The sequence below is a fragment of the Pseudarthrobacter sulfonivorans genome (assembly GCF_024391045.1).
Lineage (GTDB): Bacteria > Actinomycetota > Actinomycetes > Actinomycetales > Micrococcaceae > Arthrobacter > Arthrobacter sulfonivorans_B.
In genome coordinates this window covers 19,246-34,366 of sequence record NZ_JANFCZ010000030.1, presented here as the reverse complement: position 1 = coordinate 34,366, position 15,121 = coordinate 19,246, and the positions used below count along the sequence as shown (strand labels likewise).

The following is a 15,121-nucleotide window of genomic DNA, read 5'->3' as shown; positions in this document are numbered from 1 at the left end:
TCAAACCACATCTGCGGGGGACGACCTACCTGATCGTGAACGAAAGGCTAGGCGCCTTGAAGGTTGGCATCACAGGCGTGGGCACCGACCGGCTCCGATCCTTCCAACGGCTTGGGTGGGAGGTGGCGCATCTCGAACATTTTGAGATGGGAAGCGACGCAATGTCCGTGGAGAGGGCGATTCTGGACTGGTGGCGCATCGAACTTGTGCTGCCGGCTTACCTGTCACCGGATGACTTGCCAATCGGCGGGGCTACCGAGACGGCCGAGCTCCAGATGATGCCGGTCTGGCTCGCCATTGAGCGAATCAAGGAAGTAGCCAATCGTGTGCGGGAACTGGTGTCGACGGCCGCCTAAAGGGACCAGTCCCACCTGAACTGGTGCCCTTGGTGGGGGCACCGGGGGCACCGGCGGCCGCCTACCCAAGGCCGCGGTCTTCGCCGTCAACGAGCGGCCGACGTCGGCCGATGGGCATCCTGCCAGTGGGCGCTCATCGACGGTCACGCTTCCGGCACGCCGTGGCCATGCCGACGAAGCCTTGCACGATTCGGTTCTCGTGTAATGACTCGCCCATGCGGCCGCCGGCGAGGGCGGTGAGAGGAGGCCGTCGAGCAGCACGAAGACCTCGGGTGGTGCAGCTGTGAGGAACCGCTTCACCTGCTCTTGACTCGCTGGCTCGGCATTCAGCGATTCGAAGAGGATCCGCTCCAGCACGTCCTTGCGGCGCATGTGACTGTTCAGCAGTTCCTGCACTTCTTCGGTTCGGTCATTGATCGTCATGCTGCAATCTCCTTGGTGTTGGTGTTGGTGTTGATGTTGGTATTGGTGTCGTCGGCGTTATGCCATGTGCAGCGTTCGTCGTCACAGGGAATCCCGACCCCTAGCTTGGTCCGCGCAGACATGCTCGGCCAACTTCGTGTGTCGAATTCCGGCTGAGCCATGTCCCGCCGAAGGGAAGACGGCCGAATCTTCCGGCGTCCGAAAATCTGTGGGACATCCCCTGAACGGGGTGCAAGGTAGGCAAAAAGAGGGTGTGCACAATGTGCACACCCTGGGCTTCGGATCGGGTCGTACTGGTGCCGGACTGGGCCGGATTGCGGATGTTTGCGGGGGAGTGGCGGAAATTCAAGGCCCGGAACCCGGTTCGAGTCCCACCTCGGGCACGCATAACCCCTCCTCAGAGGGGTTTTTGCTTTAATGTGTGGACATTGACCCTCCGCGGGTCCCTCTGACGCTGTCCGCGGTCTGGGCCTGGCGCCGCGGTCGCCTGTTCGGTTGTGTGTGGGGGCGGGGGCAGGGTCCTGGCTTGCGGGCCTTCCGCTTGCTGCGATCTAGGGGTATGTGTCGTCCCTTCTTGCTGTTCCGGTGGCCAGTTGTTGGCCTTCACTTGTTCATGGTGAGGCGTTGTGGTGACGACATGACGGAGCCGTATTTTCTTCGAGGATCTTCCACGGATGGCCGCTTGCTGCGAACCAGGCAGAAAGACGCTCTTCGTGTGTTTGTCCGGCCAAAGGGGGTGTGCACATTGTGCACACCTTTGTGCACGCGCGGTTTTTCGGCCTGCATTTTGGTCCCTTCCGCATGGTTCTGCCATCACTCTTCATGCATTTTTCTGTTTCGGGAGACATGACATTGCTGGTTCGGCGGGAACGTCTTTGGGGTCCCGGCGGCTGGCGGACAAGTCGTCGGCAGCGTGCACGTGTGTGGGTCCGGACTTTCTTCGCGGCAATTCGAGGTGTTAGTGGTCGCGCCGAGTGCGGCGATTTCGATGCGGTCGACTTACATTGGCACAACCTCACATGCGATGGGTCAGGGTTCGAATCTTGTGGGCTCCACAAATTGGCCCGGCGAATTGGGATTCGATGAGACCATGCGTTCTGACTCTGGCGGGCCCCGTCCCCATTCGGGAATGCTGAGGCTTAGAATCTCCCTTACGGGGGACAGGTGATTCCTCGGGATTGCATATTTTGGGGGTGCGAGTTGGGGTTCCGTTACCGCAAGTCAAAGAGCCTCGGGCCTGTGAGGATCACGGCGTCGAAGCGCGGGGTGAGTGCGAGCATCGGGGCAGGCGCGTTCCGGGTTACGAAGTCCACGACGGGCCGCACGACCAGCACAGCGAGGATCCCCGGAACGGGCGTCTCGTATGTGACCTCCAGTTCGAACCGCCGCTCGACACGGAACTCCGCTGTCCGGGCCTCTCAGCCGACTCGCCGGGAGGTCGTGCATCAGATCATCAGCGACGAGGCCTGGCGGGACCTGCTCGCTGCCGATGGGACGGCCGCGGCATCGAAGTTCCAGCGTGACTTCGTTCGCGCGGCCGTCGCACGTGCGACGGGCAAGCGCCCGAGCCTGAGGCACCTGACCCTGGGACAGGCGGCGCGGATCCTGGAGCGGGTCGGTCAGAGCCCGGCTAAGCTGACACGCGGCGGGCGCGGTGTGCCCGCGCTAGAGAAGACCGGGACGATTGCCCAGTGGACCTTGTTCGGGATGTTGGTGCTGATGGTGACAGTATCCTCGCCCGCGGGATTCCTGCTGGGCGCGGGGATTGTCGGGCTGATGTTCCTGTTGCGGAAGCGGCGCCGTGACCGGCAAGCATGGGAGGACGCGAACTGGGCCGGGAGTCCGGTCAGCGCCGCTCAAGGAATCGCAGTTCCTGATGCCAGGATCGAGGCACCGGGGAATCACGCCGTGCCACAGCTGGCTGCCTTTGAAGGGCAGGCACCGATTTTGCCGGTCGCTCGAGCCGCTTCCCCAGGCCGGGGGCGGTACCAGGTCTCGCTCGGCCGTTCGGAATGGCCGAATGTCGAAGTCGTGGGAGAGCACGCGTACGGCAAGGCGATCAAATCCGCACTCCGCGCCAGTAAGGCGCCGGTCGCTGTAGGGCGCGACAGCGAATGTGAAGGCGTTCAGATCGAACTCGTGGCCGAGCCGGACAATCCGTATGACATGAATGCCATCAGCGTTCGTTGGCGGAACCAGGTTCTCGGCTATCTCAGTCGTGAAGACGCGATCCGCTATGCCCAACCGATCAGGAGGATCATTGCCAGTGGGCTCATTGCCGCCACGACAGCCCGCATCTGGGCGTACGACGGCGTTGAGCGGCTCCAAGCCCGAGTTACCGTGGCACTGCCTGAGCCAGAGCTGATTGCGCCGCTCAACGAGGCGCCGACTGGCGTCAACACCCTTGTACCCTGGGGGTCAGCGATTCAAGTCCTCAAGGAAGAGGACCATTTCGACATCCTTTGCAACCACGTTCCACCAGGAGGGGTCGGTCTACTGCTAGTAAGTCTGCACAGGGCGAACCGCATTCTGAAGAACGGCGTTGAGCGGCCGTTTGTCGAGGTGCGGCTCGACGGCGAACGCGTAGGTGAGCTCAGCAACATCACTTCTGCGCATCTATTGCCGCTTCTCGAGCACACCGAGACAATCGGGGAAACCGCCCTCGCCTACGCAAAAATTTCTGGTTCTGCCCTCGCTGCCCAACTCGTGCTGCACGCCGCCAAGGCCACGGAGATCAGCAACGATTGGCTATCCGTCGGGCCGCACTTCCCACCGAAGCTCCTCCCAAGGGCCACGGAGTACGACGTTCCACCCGCTTACGGCATTTAGGCGGTATTCTGCGGGACTGGCTGAACAACGGTAGATCCATCGTTATTCAGCCAGTCCCTACGTATGGATTATTCGTTGGGTTCGGGCTGGGGTTCGAGGGTGGTGGTTGCGTCGAGGGCGTCGTCGACGACGATGAGGTAGTTGTCGCGTCCGGCGGCGAGGGGGATGGAGTGCTCGCCGTACTTGTCGTAGGCGAGGTTGACGGCGTCGGCGGCTTCTGTGATGTTGAGTCGGCGCAGGAGACGGGCGATGTCGAGGGTGTCTTTATCGCGTTCGGCGGCGATTTTCATGGCCAGGAGCGTTTCGGTGTCTGCGGCGTGGATGGTGAGTCCGTCGAGCTGTTCGATGTCGACCCAGGTGGCGTTGTCGGGGACGAAGGCTGAGGCGTTGGTGTTGAGCCAGTCGGGCGCGAGGTCGTAATCCGCGGCCATGTCGGCGACGACTGCATGGATGGCGTGTGGGTCGGCGTAGCTGGCGTCAACGTCGGCGGTGGGGCGGTTGCCGATGCCTTGCAGGATGAGCGCAGCGCCGCCTACGAGTTTGATGTCGCCGTGGACGCCGCGGGCCTTGAGGCGTCGGGCGAGTTCCTGGAGGAGGGCCCGGATTTGTCTGGCGGTGAGTTCTCCGCCGGTCATGCCGTGGCCAAGCTGCGTTCGCGGATAAAGACGTTCAACGCGGCGAGTTCCGGCGGGGTCTCGGTGCGGGTGAGTTCCTTCATGGGTGTTCGGACGGTGCGGTAGGACTCTGCCGGAAGCCATGCCCTGTCGAGTGGCTTGATCCGCCGTGTCCAGGATGGCGCTGGTTGGCCGAGGCGGTGCGCGGTGTAGTTGGTGATTCCCGCGAGGGCTGCTGACCAGTGCGGGTCTTTGAGGCGGGGGCTGCGCTGGAGCAGCGGGGTGCCGGCGGTCAGGGATGCGGTGGCGTAGTCGGCGAGCATCTTGATCGCGAACTCAAAGTCCCGCTCGGCGAGAAGCCGGATGAAGATTGTCGCGTAATCGCGCCGTGCCGGGTCGAAGTCGCTGCCGCGGGGGATGGTGTCAGTGGCGGCCAGGGACAGGCCGAGGGCGGCCATGACGGCCAGGGTTTTGCCGAGTTCGGCGCGGTCGTGGCCCGCTTCCAGATCGATGAGAAACTTCCGAGACACGCCGGCCATGTCGGCAAGACTTTGCTGGGACAGCCCGCGGGCTGTGCGGCGGGCGCGGATGATGGCCCCGGCTGCTGCGGGGGTCTCGATTTTGCTTTCCAGTGTCATGGCAGCCTCCTGTGCTGAATCCAGTATGTCACCGAATGGTGACAATAACATCATTGTTTGGTAGGGCCTCGTGTTCGGTCGGTGCGGTCATGCCCTGTGACGTCCAACGCCCCATGAGCTAAGTAGGAAATCGCCGGCGGATGGAAGGGAACGGGTGAAGTATATGGACCCTCGATTGATGGCCGAATGTCATGACTCGGCCACGTCGGTACTGGCTCCTCGTCGTGGTGGTTCGGGTGGTCGCTGGCGTCTGCCGGTGTGCTGCCGCAAAGCAAAAAAAGGGATGTGCACAACGTGCACACGCTGGGCTTCGGATCGGGTTGTACTGGTGGCGGACTGGGCGGGATTCGGCATGTTTCCGCAGGAGCCCAGTGTTTGCAAGGGCCAGAGTCCGGTTCGATTCCCACCTCGGGCACAGTGTTACCACAGGTCAGTGGTCTTTTGGACGTTTGAGTGTGTACAAATCTTGACTTCACGGTTCTGAAAGACCGTAACCGTGACTTTCGGCGCTCGTTGGCGGCGTTGTGCTCGAGAAATGGCGCGGAGGCAGTCGCGGAGCGAGGGGTTCGTCTAGTCGGTTCGTCTCGTATCACTAGGGTTTTGAGGCGTAGATGTTTCGAGACGTCGGTGGGAACCGGATAGTTCCCGGCCGGCATGATTGGGCGCCGTCCTTCGGCACGAGGACTGACGCCGGCCGACCTGCGGAATTTTATTTCACCGTTGGCCAGGTGCTCTCAGGTTTGCCAGTCTGACCCAGCCGACCGAGACCAACGGTCCCAATAGTAGGCGGCGGCCTGCAGGAATCCTTGGCTGTATGGCGATGACGGCTCGTCGCCGTCAGGACGTACGCTTCTCCACACCTCGCCATCAGAGGTGTGCGCGGCGTATCGATTTCAGGCCGCTCCTCCGGCGACACCCCCTCCTGGGCCTTCTTGCCGGTTCAGCTGTTGACGAATCAGGCGATCGCGCTGTTTCCGGAACTGAGTGGATTCCTTCTCGGTACGTTGCGGGGCGTAATCCAACGAAAACGATTGACTGGGCCTGTGATCTGCCACACACTGTTGCATATTACGAAGCGAATTGTTCAATGCGGAACAGGCCAACCCAGAAGCGTTGTAGGTTTCGCGATTTGACGATCGCTAAGGGCTGCGGCTGTCCGTGCGTCTAGGGACGGCGCTCTTGTGCCGTCCGTGGCTTGTGCTGAAGGCAGAAGGGAACAAATCTCAATGACCCATCCGACCAGGACGACGGCCTCCGTCGACACCCCCACATCAAAAGAGACCAGCTCCAAGTTCAAACGCCGCTTCATGGTGCGGCTCGTCGCGGTCTTCATCGGCGGGATGTTCCTCGACGGTTACATCCTCGGAATCATCGGCCCCGTCACCGGACCCATGCGGTCCGATCTCCAGCTGGACGCACTGTCGCTGGGCATGATTGCTGCAGGGCCGCTGGCGGGCATCTTCGTCGGCTCCCCGCTGGCAGGCTGGGCGACTGACAAGTTCGGCCGCAAGCCCATGTTCCTGGTGGACATGGGCCTGTTCCTGGCCGCCTCAGCGGCCCAGTTCTTCGTGACCTCCGGAGACGGCGCCGTGATCCAGCTGGCTCTCATCCGATTCCTGATGGGCGTCGCCATCGGCGGCGAGTACTCAATCGGCGGCCCACTGCTTTCAGAGTTCTCCCCTCCAAAGCTCCGCGGGCGGTTGCTCGGGCTGACCCTGATCGCCTGGTACGTCGGTTTCATGATGGCATTCATCATTGGCACCCTCCTGCACGACGCCGGCACCCCCTGGCGCCTTGTCATCGGCACGAGCACGATACTGGCGTTCGTCCTGTTCATCGCGCGCATAGGCCTCCCCGAATCGCCGAGCTGGCTCATCACGAAGGGGCGGCGTGAGGAAGCACTCGCGATCGCCCATAAATACGTCGAATCGCCACAGATGCACAACAGCATCACCGAGGAGATCGATCTGAGGATGATCCAGGAGGCCCAAGCCGCGAAGGACAGGACCAAAATCAAGAACGCTTCCTTTGGAATGTTGTTCTCGAAGGAGCACTGGCGCACCACCCTCTTCACCGCGGGTTTCTGGTTCTGCGCGGTCACTCCGTACTTTGCGATCGCGACCTTCGCCGACGACGTGCTCAGCCAATTCGGCTTCGGCGGCGGCTGGGCCGGTGGAGTTGGCCTGTCCGCACTTGCGGCCGCGGGCGTTGTCACCACCGTGCTTCTGATTGACAAGTTGGGGCGCCGAATCCTCACCGTACCCGGACAGTGGCTCTGCGCCGGCATCCTGCTGGTCATCGGCGTCTGGGCGGACGCACCAGCGATCCTCGTGCTCGCCCTGTTCCTCGCGTTCTCTTTCTTCAATGCCGGCTACACCACATTGACCCAGGTCTATCCGGCCGAGGTATTCCCCGCCCCCTTGCGCGGCATCGGCATGGGCTTCGCCGCGGCTTTCAGCCGCATCGGAGCCGCACTTGGCACCTTCGCCCTGCCATGGGCGATCAGCAACATCGGCTTGGGCCCAAGCATGGTGGTAGCCGCCGCCGTCGCATTACTCGGCGCAATCCTCTCCCAATGGCTCGCACCTGAGACGAAGGGGCGCACCCTCGCCGAGATTTCAGCAAATTTCTCCCACTGACACGGGGAATGCGCGGTGACTTCGAGTCAGAGCCAGGCCAAGGCGGTGATTGGAGGATTTGGCTATGCCCGGAGACGGCGGGTGAAAGGTGCCCGGTCCATTCCATGATCGATCCGGAGGTGCCCAGGTTGCGTCTTCCAGAAGTGGACGGGCGGTGAGACGATTCCCTCATGGTCGAGGAACAATTCAAAAAGTCCGGCGCTTCGGACTCCCGCTTCTTTGTGGAGCCCGTCATTCAGCAGATCCACCTGCCTGCGGGCATTGCCGGGCCTTATGAGATGGACCTGGACGTGCGCTGCTTCCTTGTTGGGGCCCCTGACCGGCTGATTTTGATCGACGCCGGTCCAGAGGGCAGCGCGTTCGCCATCGACCAGGCACTGCAGCGAGTCAATGCGCCATGGTCAGATGTCACTGATATCGTCCTGACCCATTCGCACCCGGACCACGTCGGCGGTTTGGACGAGGTGGTCTCAAAGGCTCCGGGAGCAGCGGTCTGGGCCGGCGCACCTGACATTCCCAACATTCCATCCGCTGATCCACTCCGACCACTGCGGGAAGGGGACCACGTTGGTGGCCTGCGCGTACTCCAGACGCCTGGACACACGAGTGGCCACATCAGCCTGCTGGACGAGGATGGAGGCGTGCTGTTCGTCGGCGACGCCCTAGGTACGCTGACCGGTGCTGTCGCCCGTGCGCCATCGCAGTTCACATCGGATGCCGCCCAAGCCGAAGAATCGCTGCGCAGGCTGAGCGAAACGCAACCCACAAGAATGCTCTTCTCCCACGGGCCCGAAGTCCCGGACCCGGTCGCCCAACTGCGCGGACTGCTTGCCGGAACCAGCGGGACTTGAGCTCGGAACGCGCCTCACGTGGTCGGAGCCAGTTGGAGGTATCGACCGCTGACGCACTGACATTCCACGCGCAAGGCCGTTGGCCGGCTGTGGGGCTAGCTACCGCGACGGGCTTGAAACCCGCCCGCTATGTCAAGGATGGACACGCTGATCCAGCACCCGAGCGTCAGATCGGTGAGAGCAGGATACAGAGTGGCCAAGGACTCCGTGCAGCCGTCGAGCCCAATAATTCCAAACCCGGGGCAAATTGCTCTGTTGGACGCCATCGGAGGTGCCTATTCTGGCAGGTAAGGACCGCGCCGACACGCGGCCCGGAGACCGCCGGCACGTCCCGGGATTCCCTTCCCGCTCCGGCGGCCCGTCTCGATGAGGAGGCGTCGATGTCCAGTCCTGATGCACCAACACGTGGGCCCGCGAGATTCGGTCCGTACGTCATCGCGGGAATCCTGCTGGCTATCGCGATTGTGGTGCCGTTGTTCGTGCCCGCGTACTCACTCGATGAGCCGCGCTTGGCCGGAATGCCGTTCTTCTACTGGTATCAGATGATGTGGATTCCCGTTACAGCGGCTCTGGTGGGGACTTCGTACCGGCTGGTTACCAAGGAAGACCGACGTCGCCGCGAAGCTGTGCGGGGCGCGACCGGTGCGGGGGAGGAGCGATGAGCACCGCCATTGTCCCGCTGGCCGTTCCGGACCGGCCCGTAAACCTTGTTGCCCTAATCATTGTGATCGTTCTCTTCGTTGTCGTGGCTGCTTTGGGGTTCGTTGCAGCGCGTTGGCGCCGGCAGGAGGCGACAGGGCTGCACAGTCTGGACGAGTGGGGGCTTGGGGGCCGCGGTTTCGGCACCTGGGTGACATGGTTCCTGCTCGGCGGCGACCTCTATACGGCCTATACCTTTGTGGCAGTCCCGGCGGCCATGTGGGCCACCGGCGCAGTGAGTGGCTTCTTCGCGGTACCGTACACGATCGTCCTCTACCCGATCGTGTTCCTCCTCATGAGCCGGTTGTGGTCCGTCTCCCACCGGCATGGCTTCGTCACACCGGCTGACTTCGTGGGCGGCCGGTACGGCAGCAAAGCCCTCTCCCTGGCCGTCGCCATCACCGGCATCGTCGCTACCATGCCCTACATTGCCCTGCAGCTGGTCGGCATCAAAGCCGTGCTGACAGTCCTTGGCCTGGGCAGCGCGGAGAACCCCTTGCTGACCGACATGCCGCTGATCATCGCGTTTGTGGTGCTGGCTGCCTATACCTACACGTCCGGCCTGCGGGCCCCCGCCCTGATCGCCGTCGTGAAAGATCTCCTTATCTATCTGGCAGTGATCGTTGCCGTCATCTACCTGCCGATCAAATTCGGTGGCTGGGGCGCTATTTTCGACGCCGCCGAGACGAAGCTGGGCGCCACAAATCCGGCCACCGGCAAACCCGCCGGAGTCTTCATCCCGGGTGCCACGAGCTATTCCGCCTACTGGACGCTGGCGTTAGGCTCGGCTCTGGCACTGTTTATGTACCCGCATTCCATCACCGGCGTCCTGGCGACCAAGAGCCGGAACACGATCCGCAAAAATGCCGCGGTGCTGCCGCTGTACTCGCTGATGCTGGGATTCCTGGCACTGCTGGGCTACGCAGCAATTTATGCCGGCACCAAACCCATTGACCTGAACGGCGCGGTCAATCCGCAACTGGTTGTGCCGCAGCTGTTCCTGGACCACTTCCCGAACTGGTTCGCGGGCATCGCCCTGGCCGCCATCGCCATCGGCGCCCTTGTCCCTGCCGCGATCATGTCAATCGCCGCGGCCAACCTGTTCACCCGCAACATTTACCGGGATCTGATTAGACCGGACGCCGAACCCCGGCAGGAAGCCAAAGTCTCCAAAATCGCATCCCTTGTGGTGAAATTCGGCGCCCTGGTCTTCGTCATCGCCATGGACCAGTCTGCCGCAATCAACATGCAGCTCCTCGGCGGCATCTGGATCCTGCAGACCTTCCCGGCCATCGTGGCGGGCCTCTACACCCGGTGGTTCCACCGGTGGGCGCTGTTCATCGGCTGGGCAGTCGGAATCATCTACGGCACTGTCGCGGCCTACAACGTGGTCAACCCCGCCACGAAAGCCCACTTCGGCGGGTCCATCGCGGCCATCCCCGGCACCGACATCCAGGTCTACATCGCTGTGGTGGCATTCGCGATTAACCTGATCGTTGCAGCCGTCCTGTCCGTTGTGTTCCGTGCCATCAAGCTACCGGCGGGCCTGGACATCACTCGAAGCTCGGACTACGGTGCGGACGAGAACGATCCGAAGGTGGCCGAGATCCAGCGCGACTACCCTCTTGACAAGCCCGGCGCCCCGTCGTTCTGACCCACATGTCGTCCTGTTCCGGCGGCTCGTGCCCATCCTTGTTCGCGGTCCGGCTAGTCGCCGTGTAGGTCGAAGTCGAGATCCAGGCATTCGGGGGAGAGCAGCTCGCGCCAGGTGGAAGTCACCCGCGCCGTGGGCAGTTCGGACGCGATGGGCATTCGGTCGACGGCCACGAGCTGGTCGAGTTCCAGCCCGGTGAGGGCTGCGATGTCCCGGACGGGCACTTGATAGGTCCGGAACGGACCGAGCGGTGGAGCCTCATCGGCGACGCCGGGCCGCGGCACGTCAGGGAGGTCCGCCAGCTGCGGTGTCTGGTCCACGACGTAGCCGGTCGCGGCGAGATTCCCGCCCTGGAGGAATACGGCGACTTTGAAGAAGAGCAGCGGAATGTCCACGCCCCGGTACACCGGATCACTGTCCCCGAAGATCGGCCCGGTGAACACGACCAGCCGCCGGCCGTAGTCGGCGGCATGTTCCTGCAGGTAGGACTCCAGGCCCAGCCACAGGTCCAGTCCCTGGTTGAACTTTGCCGCCTGCGGTGCTGCGTTGGTGTAGTGGAACGTATCCTCGTTCGCCCGCGCCGCCTCCGCGGGCGTATCACCCCAGACGGCGGAAGCGCGCCGGACGAGGTGGCCCCGGTCGATGTTGTTCCGGGCGTAGAGCCGTTCACCGGTCTGCTGGTCCTCAGCCAGCCTGGGGTCCAGCCGCCAGGGGATCCCGGACCGTTCCAGGTCCATCAGCTTCCGGCCGTCCATCCCGAGGGCCGTGACCGCTGCCAGCCGCTTATCCAGCCGCATGAGCACCGAGAAGTGCGTGTAAGCCAGAATGACCGTTTCGACGCCCGCCAAAGCCGGGACCGGCACGGGCACACCAAGGAAGTCGTCGTCGAACCCTGCCCGGTCCGACAAATCGTGTGCAGCAGAACCAGGTACCAGCAACAGTTCATCCATGGCGGGACAGTAGCAGCCAAAGATGACAGTCAGTTGAATTTCTCCGGGATGGAAGCTGAATTAATTACCGTCAACCGCGAGGCATGGCCCACGCCGTTGACAGCCCGCCCGGGCGGGAGTAATACAGCCTTGGACGGCCCATCCGGGTCGCGGCAGAGGAAGGTGCACACGCCGTCGGCGATCACGGGTTAGGACGATCACAGCCCAGGACCGGTCCGGAGGAGCAGCACCCTACGCTTCAAAGGAGAAGCACCATGACAGTTGCAACTATTCTTCACCGCGTCGCCGACTACGAAGCCTGGCGCAAAGTCTACGATTCATTCTCCGGCGCGCAGAAAGACGGCGGAGTTACGCAGGAGTCGGTGCACCGGATGGTCGACGACCCTGACAATATCCTCGTCATTCATCATTTCGACAGCGCGGACACCGCCAGGGCGTTTTTCGGCCGGGACGATCTGAAAGAAGCCATGCAGCAAGGCGGCGTTCAGGGCGAACCGCGCGTTGAGCTCTTCGAGTAGCGGCCGTTGCAGGAACGTCAGAACGCGAGGCGGGAAACCGGCGGGTCAAGAACCACGAAGGTGAGGCCGAGTCCTGTTCACCACTGCGTCCGCGGTCCGGTCCACCGCGTACGCGGCGGCGGCACCCGCAGCGTAGGCCAACAAATCCGCGGTGCCGAAGGTGGTTCCGAGGACCAGCCGAACGGGCGGCCAGGCTGCTCCGAGTTGGGCAGGTAGGCCGGTGAGCTGAAAGAGCTCGATCATCACACAGACCGTGAGGGCTGCGGCCGCAATCACTGCCTTGGGCTTCGACGGGATCAGGATGGCTACAAGGATATAGACCAGAACGGCGTACAGGCCGTCACCGGCGGGGCCGGTCCATGCGGCATCGCTGAGCGTGCGAACGCCCAATCCGAGTGCAACGCACGTGACCGCGGCGATGCACAGTAAAGCTCGCCTCATTTTTGAACGCCCGGTGGGGGAGCACAGCTCACAGCCGCCGCACCGCCATTGCGCGCAGCCAGTCCACTAACCCAAGCCTCCCATTGCCGAAGCTGCATTGACCCCGTGCCAAGCAGGGGGAATCTTCGCGTTCAGCCTACCGGCCACCGCCAAAGGCGCAGCGGCCTTCAGCGCTCCGTGAAGTGGGGAATGTCGTACTACGGCGTCGGCGACGGCTGGTGTTTCAGCTGCGGCGGTTTTGCCGGCCATGTCAAGCTCATGTTTATCAACGGCGCGGCACTCGAGCTTGTGCCCCCGGTGACGCCGGTGGGGATGGGCAAGTCGACGCGGGGTGCGGAGCTCGAATCCATGGAGGACCTCGGCGAACGCCAGGTCGCGGCGTGGATGAAGCAGGTCGCGTCTGTGCCGGGTGTCGGCGGCAGGAAGCGTTGAACGCAAGGTTGGCGATGGCTTCCGGGCAGGCACTTCCATAGTCAGAAGCCAGGCCTGAGCAGCGTGCCGGGAGGTAAAATCCGCACATGACCGTTCCAGTCACTGTCCAGACTGTTCGCCCCCGCACCCTGGCCGCTGTCCGGCGCACGGTCGCACCGGGAGAAGTCGGCGCGGCGTGGGAGCCGGCCGTGGGCAAGGTCTGGGACTTCATTCGCAGCCAGCCGGGGTTGTGGACTGACGGCCACAACATCTTCGTCTACCACCACCCGGACCAGCCCGACGAGCTCATCCTGTGCGACTTTGGCGTCGAAGTCACGCGCCCCTTCGAACCAGTGGGCGAGGTGTGCGCGGTGGAAACACCCGGCGGTGAAGCAGCCATGGCAGTCCACTACGGGCCGTACACCCGCCTGAACGAGGCCTACAGCGCCATCGACGCCTGGATGGCGGCGAATCGTCGGGAGTCAGCCGGGCACTCCTGGGAGATCTACGGGGATCCGACACCCGATCCCGCCCGGACTGAAACGACCGTGGTCCACCTGCTGAAACAGGAACCACCGGGAGCGGAGCCGCCGGGAGCTGCTTAAACGACGGCGGACAGCAGCAAGGTGAGCACGAAGCCTACGACCGAGATCAGCGTTTCCATGACGGACCAGGTCTTGATCGTTTGTCCCACGGTCAGCCCGAAGTACTCCTTGACCAGCCAGAATCCTGCATCGTTGACATGGGAAAAGAACAGCGATCCGGCACCGATGGCGAGCACAACCAGCGCTATTTGAGCCGGCGGCAGCCCGGCTGCCACGGGTGCGATGATTCCTGCTGCCGTTACCGTGGCCACCGTCGCCGAGCCTGTGGCCAGCCGGATCAGCACAGCGATGATCCATCCCAGTACCAGGGCTGACAGGCTGGCGGCCACGGCGATCTTGGCGATGGCGGTTCCCGTGCCGCCGTCGACCAGTACCTGCTTGAAGCCGCCGCCTGCGCCGACGATGAGCATAACGCCGACGATCGGCAACAGGCTCTGGCCGATCTTCTTCGTCAGGACCGACGCCGAGAAGCCCACCCTGGTGCCGAAGGTGACCATGGCCAGAAGCACCGCCACGAGCAGCGCAAACACCGGATCGCCGATGAAGTCCAGCAGCGGCCGTACCGGGTTGCCTTTGTCCATCCAAATGTCCGCGCCGGCTTTGATCAGCATAAGCACCAGCGGGGACAGCAGGGTGACCAGGGTCCAGGCGAAGGATGGACTGCTGGTGGCATCGGGATCCTGCGCCTTCCCGAGGGGCGCGTCGCCGTCAGGAGCGTCGCCGTCAGGAGCGTCGCCATCCCGCCGGTCGCCGCGGCGCGGACTCGCGGCGGGCGAAGCTGAAACCTGGGGCTCCGAGGCTTGCGGGGTGCCGCCGGATCCGACTGTCACGGCAAGTCCCGCCCCGGCGGCACCAATGGGGACCATCCGTGCGGCTAAACGGCCAAACAAGGGACCGGCGATAATCACGGTTGGAATCGCAATTAGCAGGCCGAAAGCAAGAGTCACGCCGACGTTGGCATGCAGGATGCCGATCGCCGCCAATGGACCCGGGTGCGGCGGTATGAAGCCGTGGAGCACCGACAGACCCGCCAGGGCCGGAATGCCAAGCAGCATTGCAGGACCCTTGGACCGGTGCACGGCCAGCATCACAACCGGTATGAGCAGCACAAGGCCGATCTCGAAAAACATGGGGATGCCAATGATGCCGGCGATAAGTGCCATCTTCCACGGCAGCGTTGCCGGCCTGCCATGCAGAAGAGTGTCCACGATCTTGTCCGCACCGCCGGAATCCGCCAGGAGCTTGCCCAGCATCGCCCCCAGCGCGATCAGGACGCCGACGTAACCCAGCACACCGCCGACCCCGTTTTCGTAGGAGGTGGTCACCTTGTCCAGCGCAATACCCGAAGCGATACCGACAAAGAGTGCACCGATACTAAGGGCCAGAAAGGCGTGCATCTTCGCCCAGACGATCAGGAGGACGACAATCGCAATGCCGATGGCTGCCACGACAAGAACCTGCGTGTCATGGCCGTTCCATGGCTGATTCATGAG

Annotated in this window: 14 protein-coding genes and 1 pseudogene; 9 read left to right on the top strand and 6 right to left on the bottom strand. The window is 63.2% G+C overall.

Annotated features, from left to right (window positions below; all coding sequences use genetic code 11):
• Window positions 1–224 precede the first annotated feature (224 nt).
• Window positions 225–779, bottom strand: a complete 555-nt coding sequence (locus tag NQJ30_RS16630) for a hypothetical protein (RefSeq protein ID WP_255771224.1) — start codon at window positions 777–779, stop codon at window positions 225–227.
• 1,164 nt (window positions 780–1,943) lie between these two features.
• Between NQJ30_RS16630 and NQJ30_RS19150 the strand changes: the two are divergent.
• A pseudogene (locus NQJ30_RS19150) lies at window positions 1,944–2,132 on the top strand (DUF4236 domain-containing protein); the annotation flags it as partial.
• Window positions 2,133–2,219: 87 nt separating this feature from the next.
• Window positions 2,220–3,608: an HIRAN domain-containing protein gene (locus NQJ30_RS16625; RefSeq protein WP_255771223.1), complete on the top strand. Its 1,389-nt coding sequence runs from the start codon at window positions 2,220–2,222 to the stop codon at window positions 3,606–3,608.
• A gap of 68 nt (window positions 3,609–3,676) precedes the next feature.
• Here the strand turns inward: NQJ30_RS16625 and NQJ30_RS16620 are convergent, their stop codons facing one another.
• Together NQJ30_RS16620 and NQJ30_RS16615 are read right to left on the bottom strand one after the other, a co-directional pair.
• Window positions 3,677–4,243, bottom strand: a complete 567-nt coding sequence (locus NQJ30_RS16620; protein WP_255771222.1) for a DUF6036 family nucleotidyltransferase — start codon at window positions 4,241–4,243, stop codon at window positions 3,677–3,679.
• Window positions 4,240–4,860: a helix-turn-helix domain-containing protein gene (locus NQJ30_RS16615; RefSeq protein ID WP_255771221.1), complete on the bottom strand. Its 621-nt coding sequence runs from the start codon at window positions 4,858–4,860 to the stop codon at window positions 4,240–4,242. Before NQJ30_RS16615 ends, NQJ30_RS16620 begins: the two co-directional genes overlap by 4 nt.
• Window positions 4,861–6,086: 1,226 nt before the next feature.
• Between NQJ30_RS16615 and NQJ30_RS16610 the strand changes: the two genes are divergently transcribed.
• From NQJ30_RS16610 to mctP, 4 genes are all read left to right on the top strand, one after another.
• A complete protein-coding gene (locus NQJ30_RS16610; RefSeq protein WP_255771220.1) occupies window positions 6,087–7,499 on the top strand; it encodes an MFS transporter in 1,413 nt (470 codons plus the stop codon).
• Between the two features lie 170 nt (window positions 7,500–7,669).
• On the top strand, window positions 7,670–8,350 hold the full coding sequence (locus NQJ30_RS16605; protein WP_255771219.1) for an MBL fold metallo-hydrolase: 681 nt from the start codon (window positions 7,670–7,672) through the stop codon (window positions 8,348–8,350).
• Window positions 8,351–8,730: 380 nt separating this feature from the next.
• Entirely contained in the window at window positions 8,731–9,012 is a 282-nt protein-coding gene (locus NQJ30_RS16600; protein WP_255771218.1) for a DUF3311 domain-containing protein, read from the top strand.
• Window positions 9,009–10,703, top strand: coding sequence for a monocarboxylate uptake permease MctP (gene mctP, locus NQJ30_RS16595; protein WP_255771217.1), 1,695 nt, complete (start codon window positions 9,009–9,011; stop codon window positions 10,701–10,703). The genes NQJ30_RS16600 and mctP overlap by 4 nt, the downstream gene beginning before the upstream one ends.
• Before the next feature lie 53 nt (window positions 10,704–10,756).
• Here mctP and NQJ30_RS16590 read toward each other — a convergent pair whose 3' ends face one another.
• Window positions 10,757–11,653, bottom strand: a complete 897-nt coding sequence (locus tag NQJ30_RS16590; RefSeq protein ID WP_255771216.1) for a DNA/RNA non-specific endonuclease — start codon at window positions 11,651–11,653, stop codon at window positions 10,757–10,759.
• Between the two features lie 254 nt (window positions 11,654–11,907).
• On the opposite strand from NQJ30_RS16590, the gene NQJ30_RS16585 reads away from it, so the two are divergent.
• Window positions 11,908–12,171, top strand: a complete 264-nt coding sequence (locus NQJ30_RS16585; protein WP_255771215.1) for a hypothetical protein — start codon at window positions 11,908–11,910, stop codon at window positions 12,169–12,171.
• A gap of 45 nt (window positions 12,172–12,216) precedes the next feature.
• Here NQJ30_RS16585 and NQJ30_RS16580 read toward each other — a convergent pair whose 3' ends face one another.
• Window positions 12,217–12,612, bottom strand: coding sequence for a ribosomal maturation YjgA family protein (locus tag NQJ30_RS16580; protein WP_255771214.1), 396 nt, complete (start codon window positions 12,610–12,612; stop codon window positions 12,217–12,219).
• A 105-nt stretch (window positions 12,613–12,717) separates the two neighbouring features.
• Here NQJ30_RS16580 and NQJ30_RS16575 point away from each other — a divergent pair, with 105 nt between their 5' ends.
• Both NQJ30_RS16575 and NQJ30_RS16570 read left to right on the top strand, forming a co-directional pair.
• Window positions 12,718–13,044, top strand: a complete 327-nt coding sequence (locus NQJ30_RS16575) for a DUF1801 domain-containing protein (RefSeq protein WP_255771213.1) — start codon at window positions 12,718–12,720, stop codon at window positions 13,042–13,044.
• Window positions 13,045–13,130: 86 nt separating this feature from the next.
• Window positions 13,131–13,628 carry a GyrI-like domain-containing protein gene (locus NQJ30_RS16570; protein WP_255771212.1) on the top strand — a complete coding sequence of 166 codons (498 nt, stop codon included), beginning with the start codon at window positions 13,131–13,133 and terminating at the stop codon, window positions 13,626–13,628.
• On the opposite strand, the gene NQJ30_RS16565 is transcribed toward NQJ30_RS16570, so the two are convergent.
• Entirely contained in the window at window positions 13,625–15,118 is a 1,494-nt protein-coding gene (locus tag NQJ30_RS16565) for a GntT/GntP/DsdX family permease (RefSeq protein WP_255771234.1), read from the bottom strand. The two genes, NQJ30_RS16570 and NQJ30_RS16565, sit on opposite strands and share 4 nt — an antisense overlap.
• Window positions 15,119–15,121 lie beyond the last annotated feature (3 nt).

Bases quoted from the DNA above. Each gene is read 5' to 3' on its own strand.
- NQJ30_RS16630 (WP_255771224.1), bottom strand. From the start codon at position 779: ATGACGATCAATGACCGAACCGAAGAAGTGCAGGAACTGCTGAACAGT.
- NQJ30_RS16620 (WP_255771222.1), bottom strand. From the start codon at position 4,243: ATGACCGGCGGAGAACTCACCGCCAGACAAATCCGGGCCCTCCTCCAG.
- NQJ30_RS16615 (WP_255771221.1), bottom strand. From the start codon at position 4,860: ATGACACTGGAAAGCAAAATCGAGACCCCCGCAGCAGCCGGGGCCATC.
- NQJ30_RS16610 (WP_255771220.1), top strand. From the start codon at position 6,087: ATGACCCATCCGACCAGGACGACGGCCTCCGTCGACACCCCCACATCA.
- NQJ30_RS16605 (WP_255771219.1), top strand. From the start codon at position 7,670: ATGGTCGAGGAACAATTCAAAAAGTCCGGCGCTTCGGACTCCCGCTTC.
- NQJ30_RS16600 (WP_255771218.1), top strand. From the start codon at position 8,731: ATGTCCAGTCCTGATGCACCAACACGTGGGCCCGCGAGATTCGGTCCG.
- mctP (WP_255771217.1), top strand. From the start codon at position 9,009: ATGAGCACCGCCATTGTCCCGCTGGCCGTTCCGGACCGGCCCGTAAAC.
- NQJ30_RS16590 (WP_255771216.1), bottom strand. From the start codon at position 11,653: ATGGATGAACTGTTGCTGGTACCTGGTTCTGCTGCACACGATTTGTCG.
- NQJ30_RS16585 (WP_255771215.1), top strand. From the start codon at position 11,908: ATGACAGTTGCAACTATTCTTCACCGCGTCGCCGACTACGAAGCCTGG.
- NQJ30_RS16580 (WP_255771214.1), bottom strand. From the start codon at position 12,612: ATGAGGCGAGCTTTACTGTGCATCGCCGCGGTCACGTGCGTTGCACTC.
- NQJ30_RS16570 (WP_255771212.1), top strand. From the start codon at position 13,131: ATGACCGTTCCAGTCACTGTCCAGACTGTTCGCCCCCGCACCCTGGCC.
- NQJ30_RS16565 (WP_255771234.1), bottom strand. From the start codon at position 15,118: ATGAATCAGCCATGGAACGGCCATGACACGCAGGTTCTTGTCGTGGCA.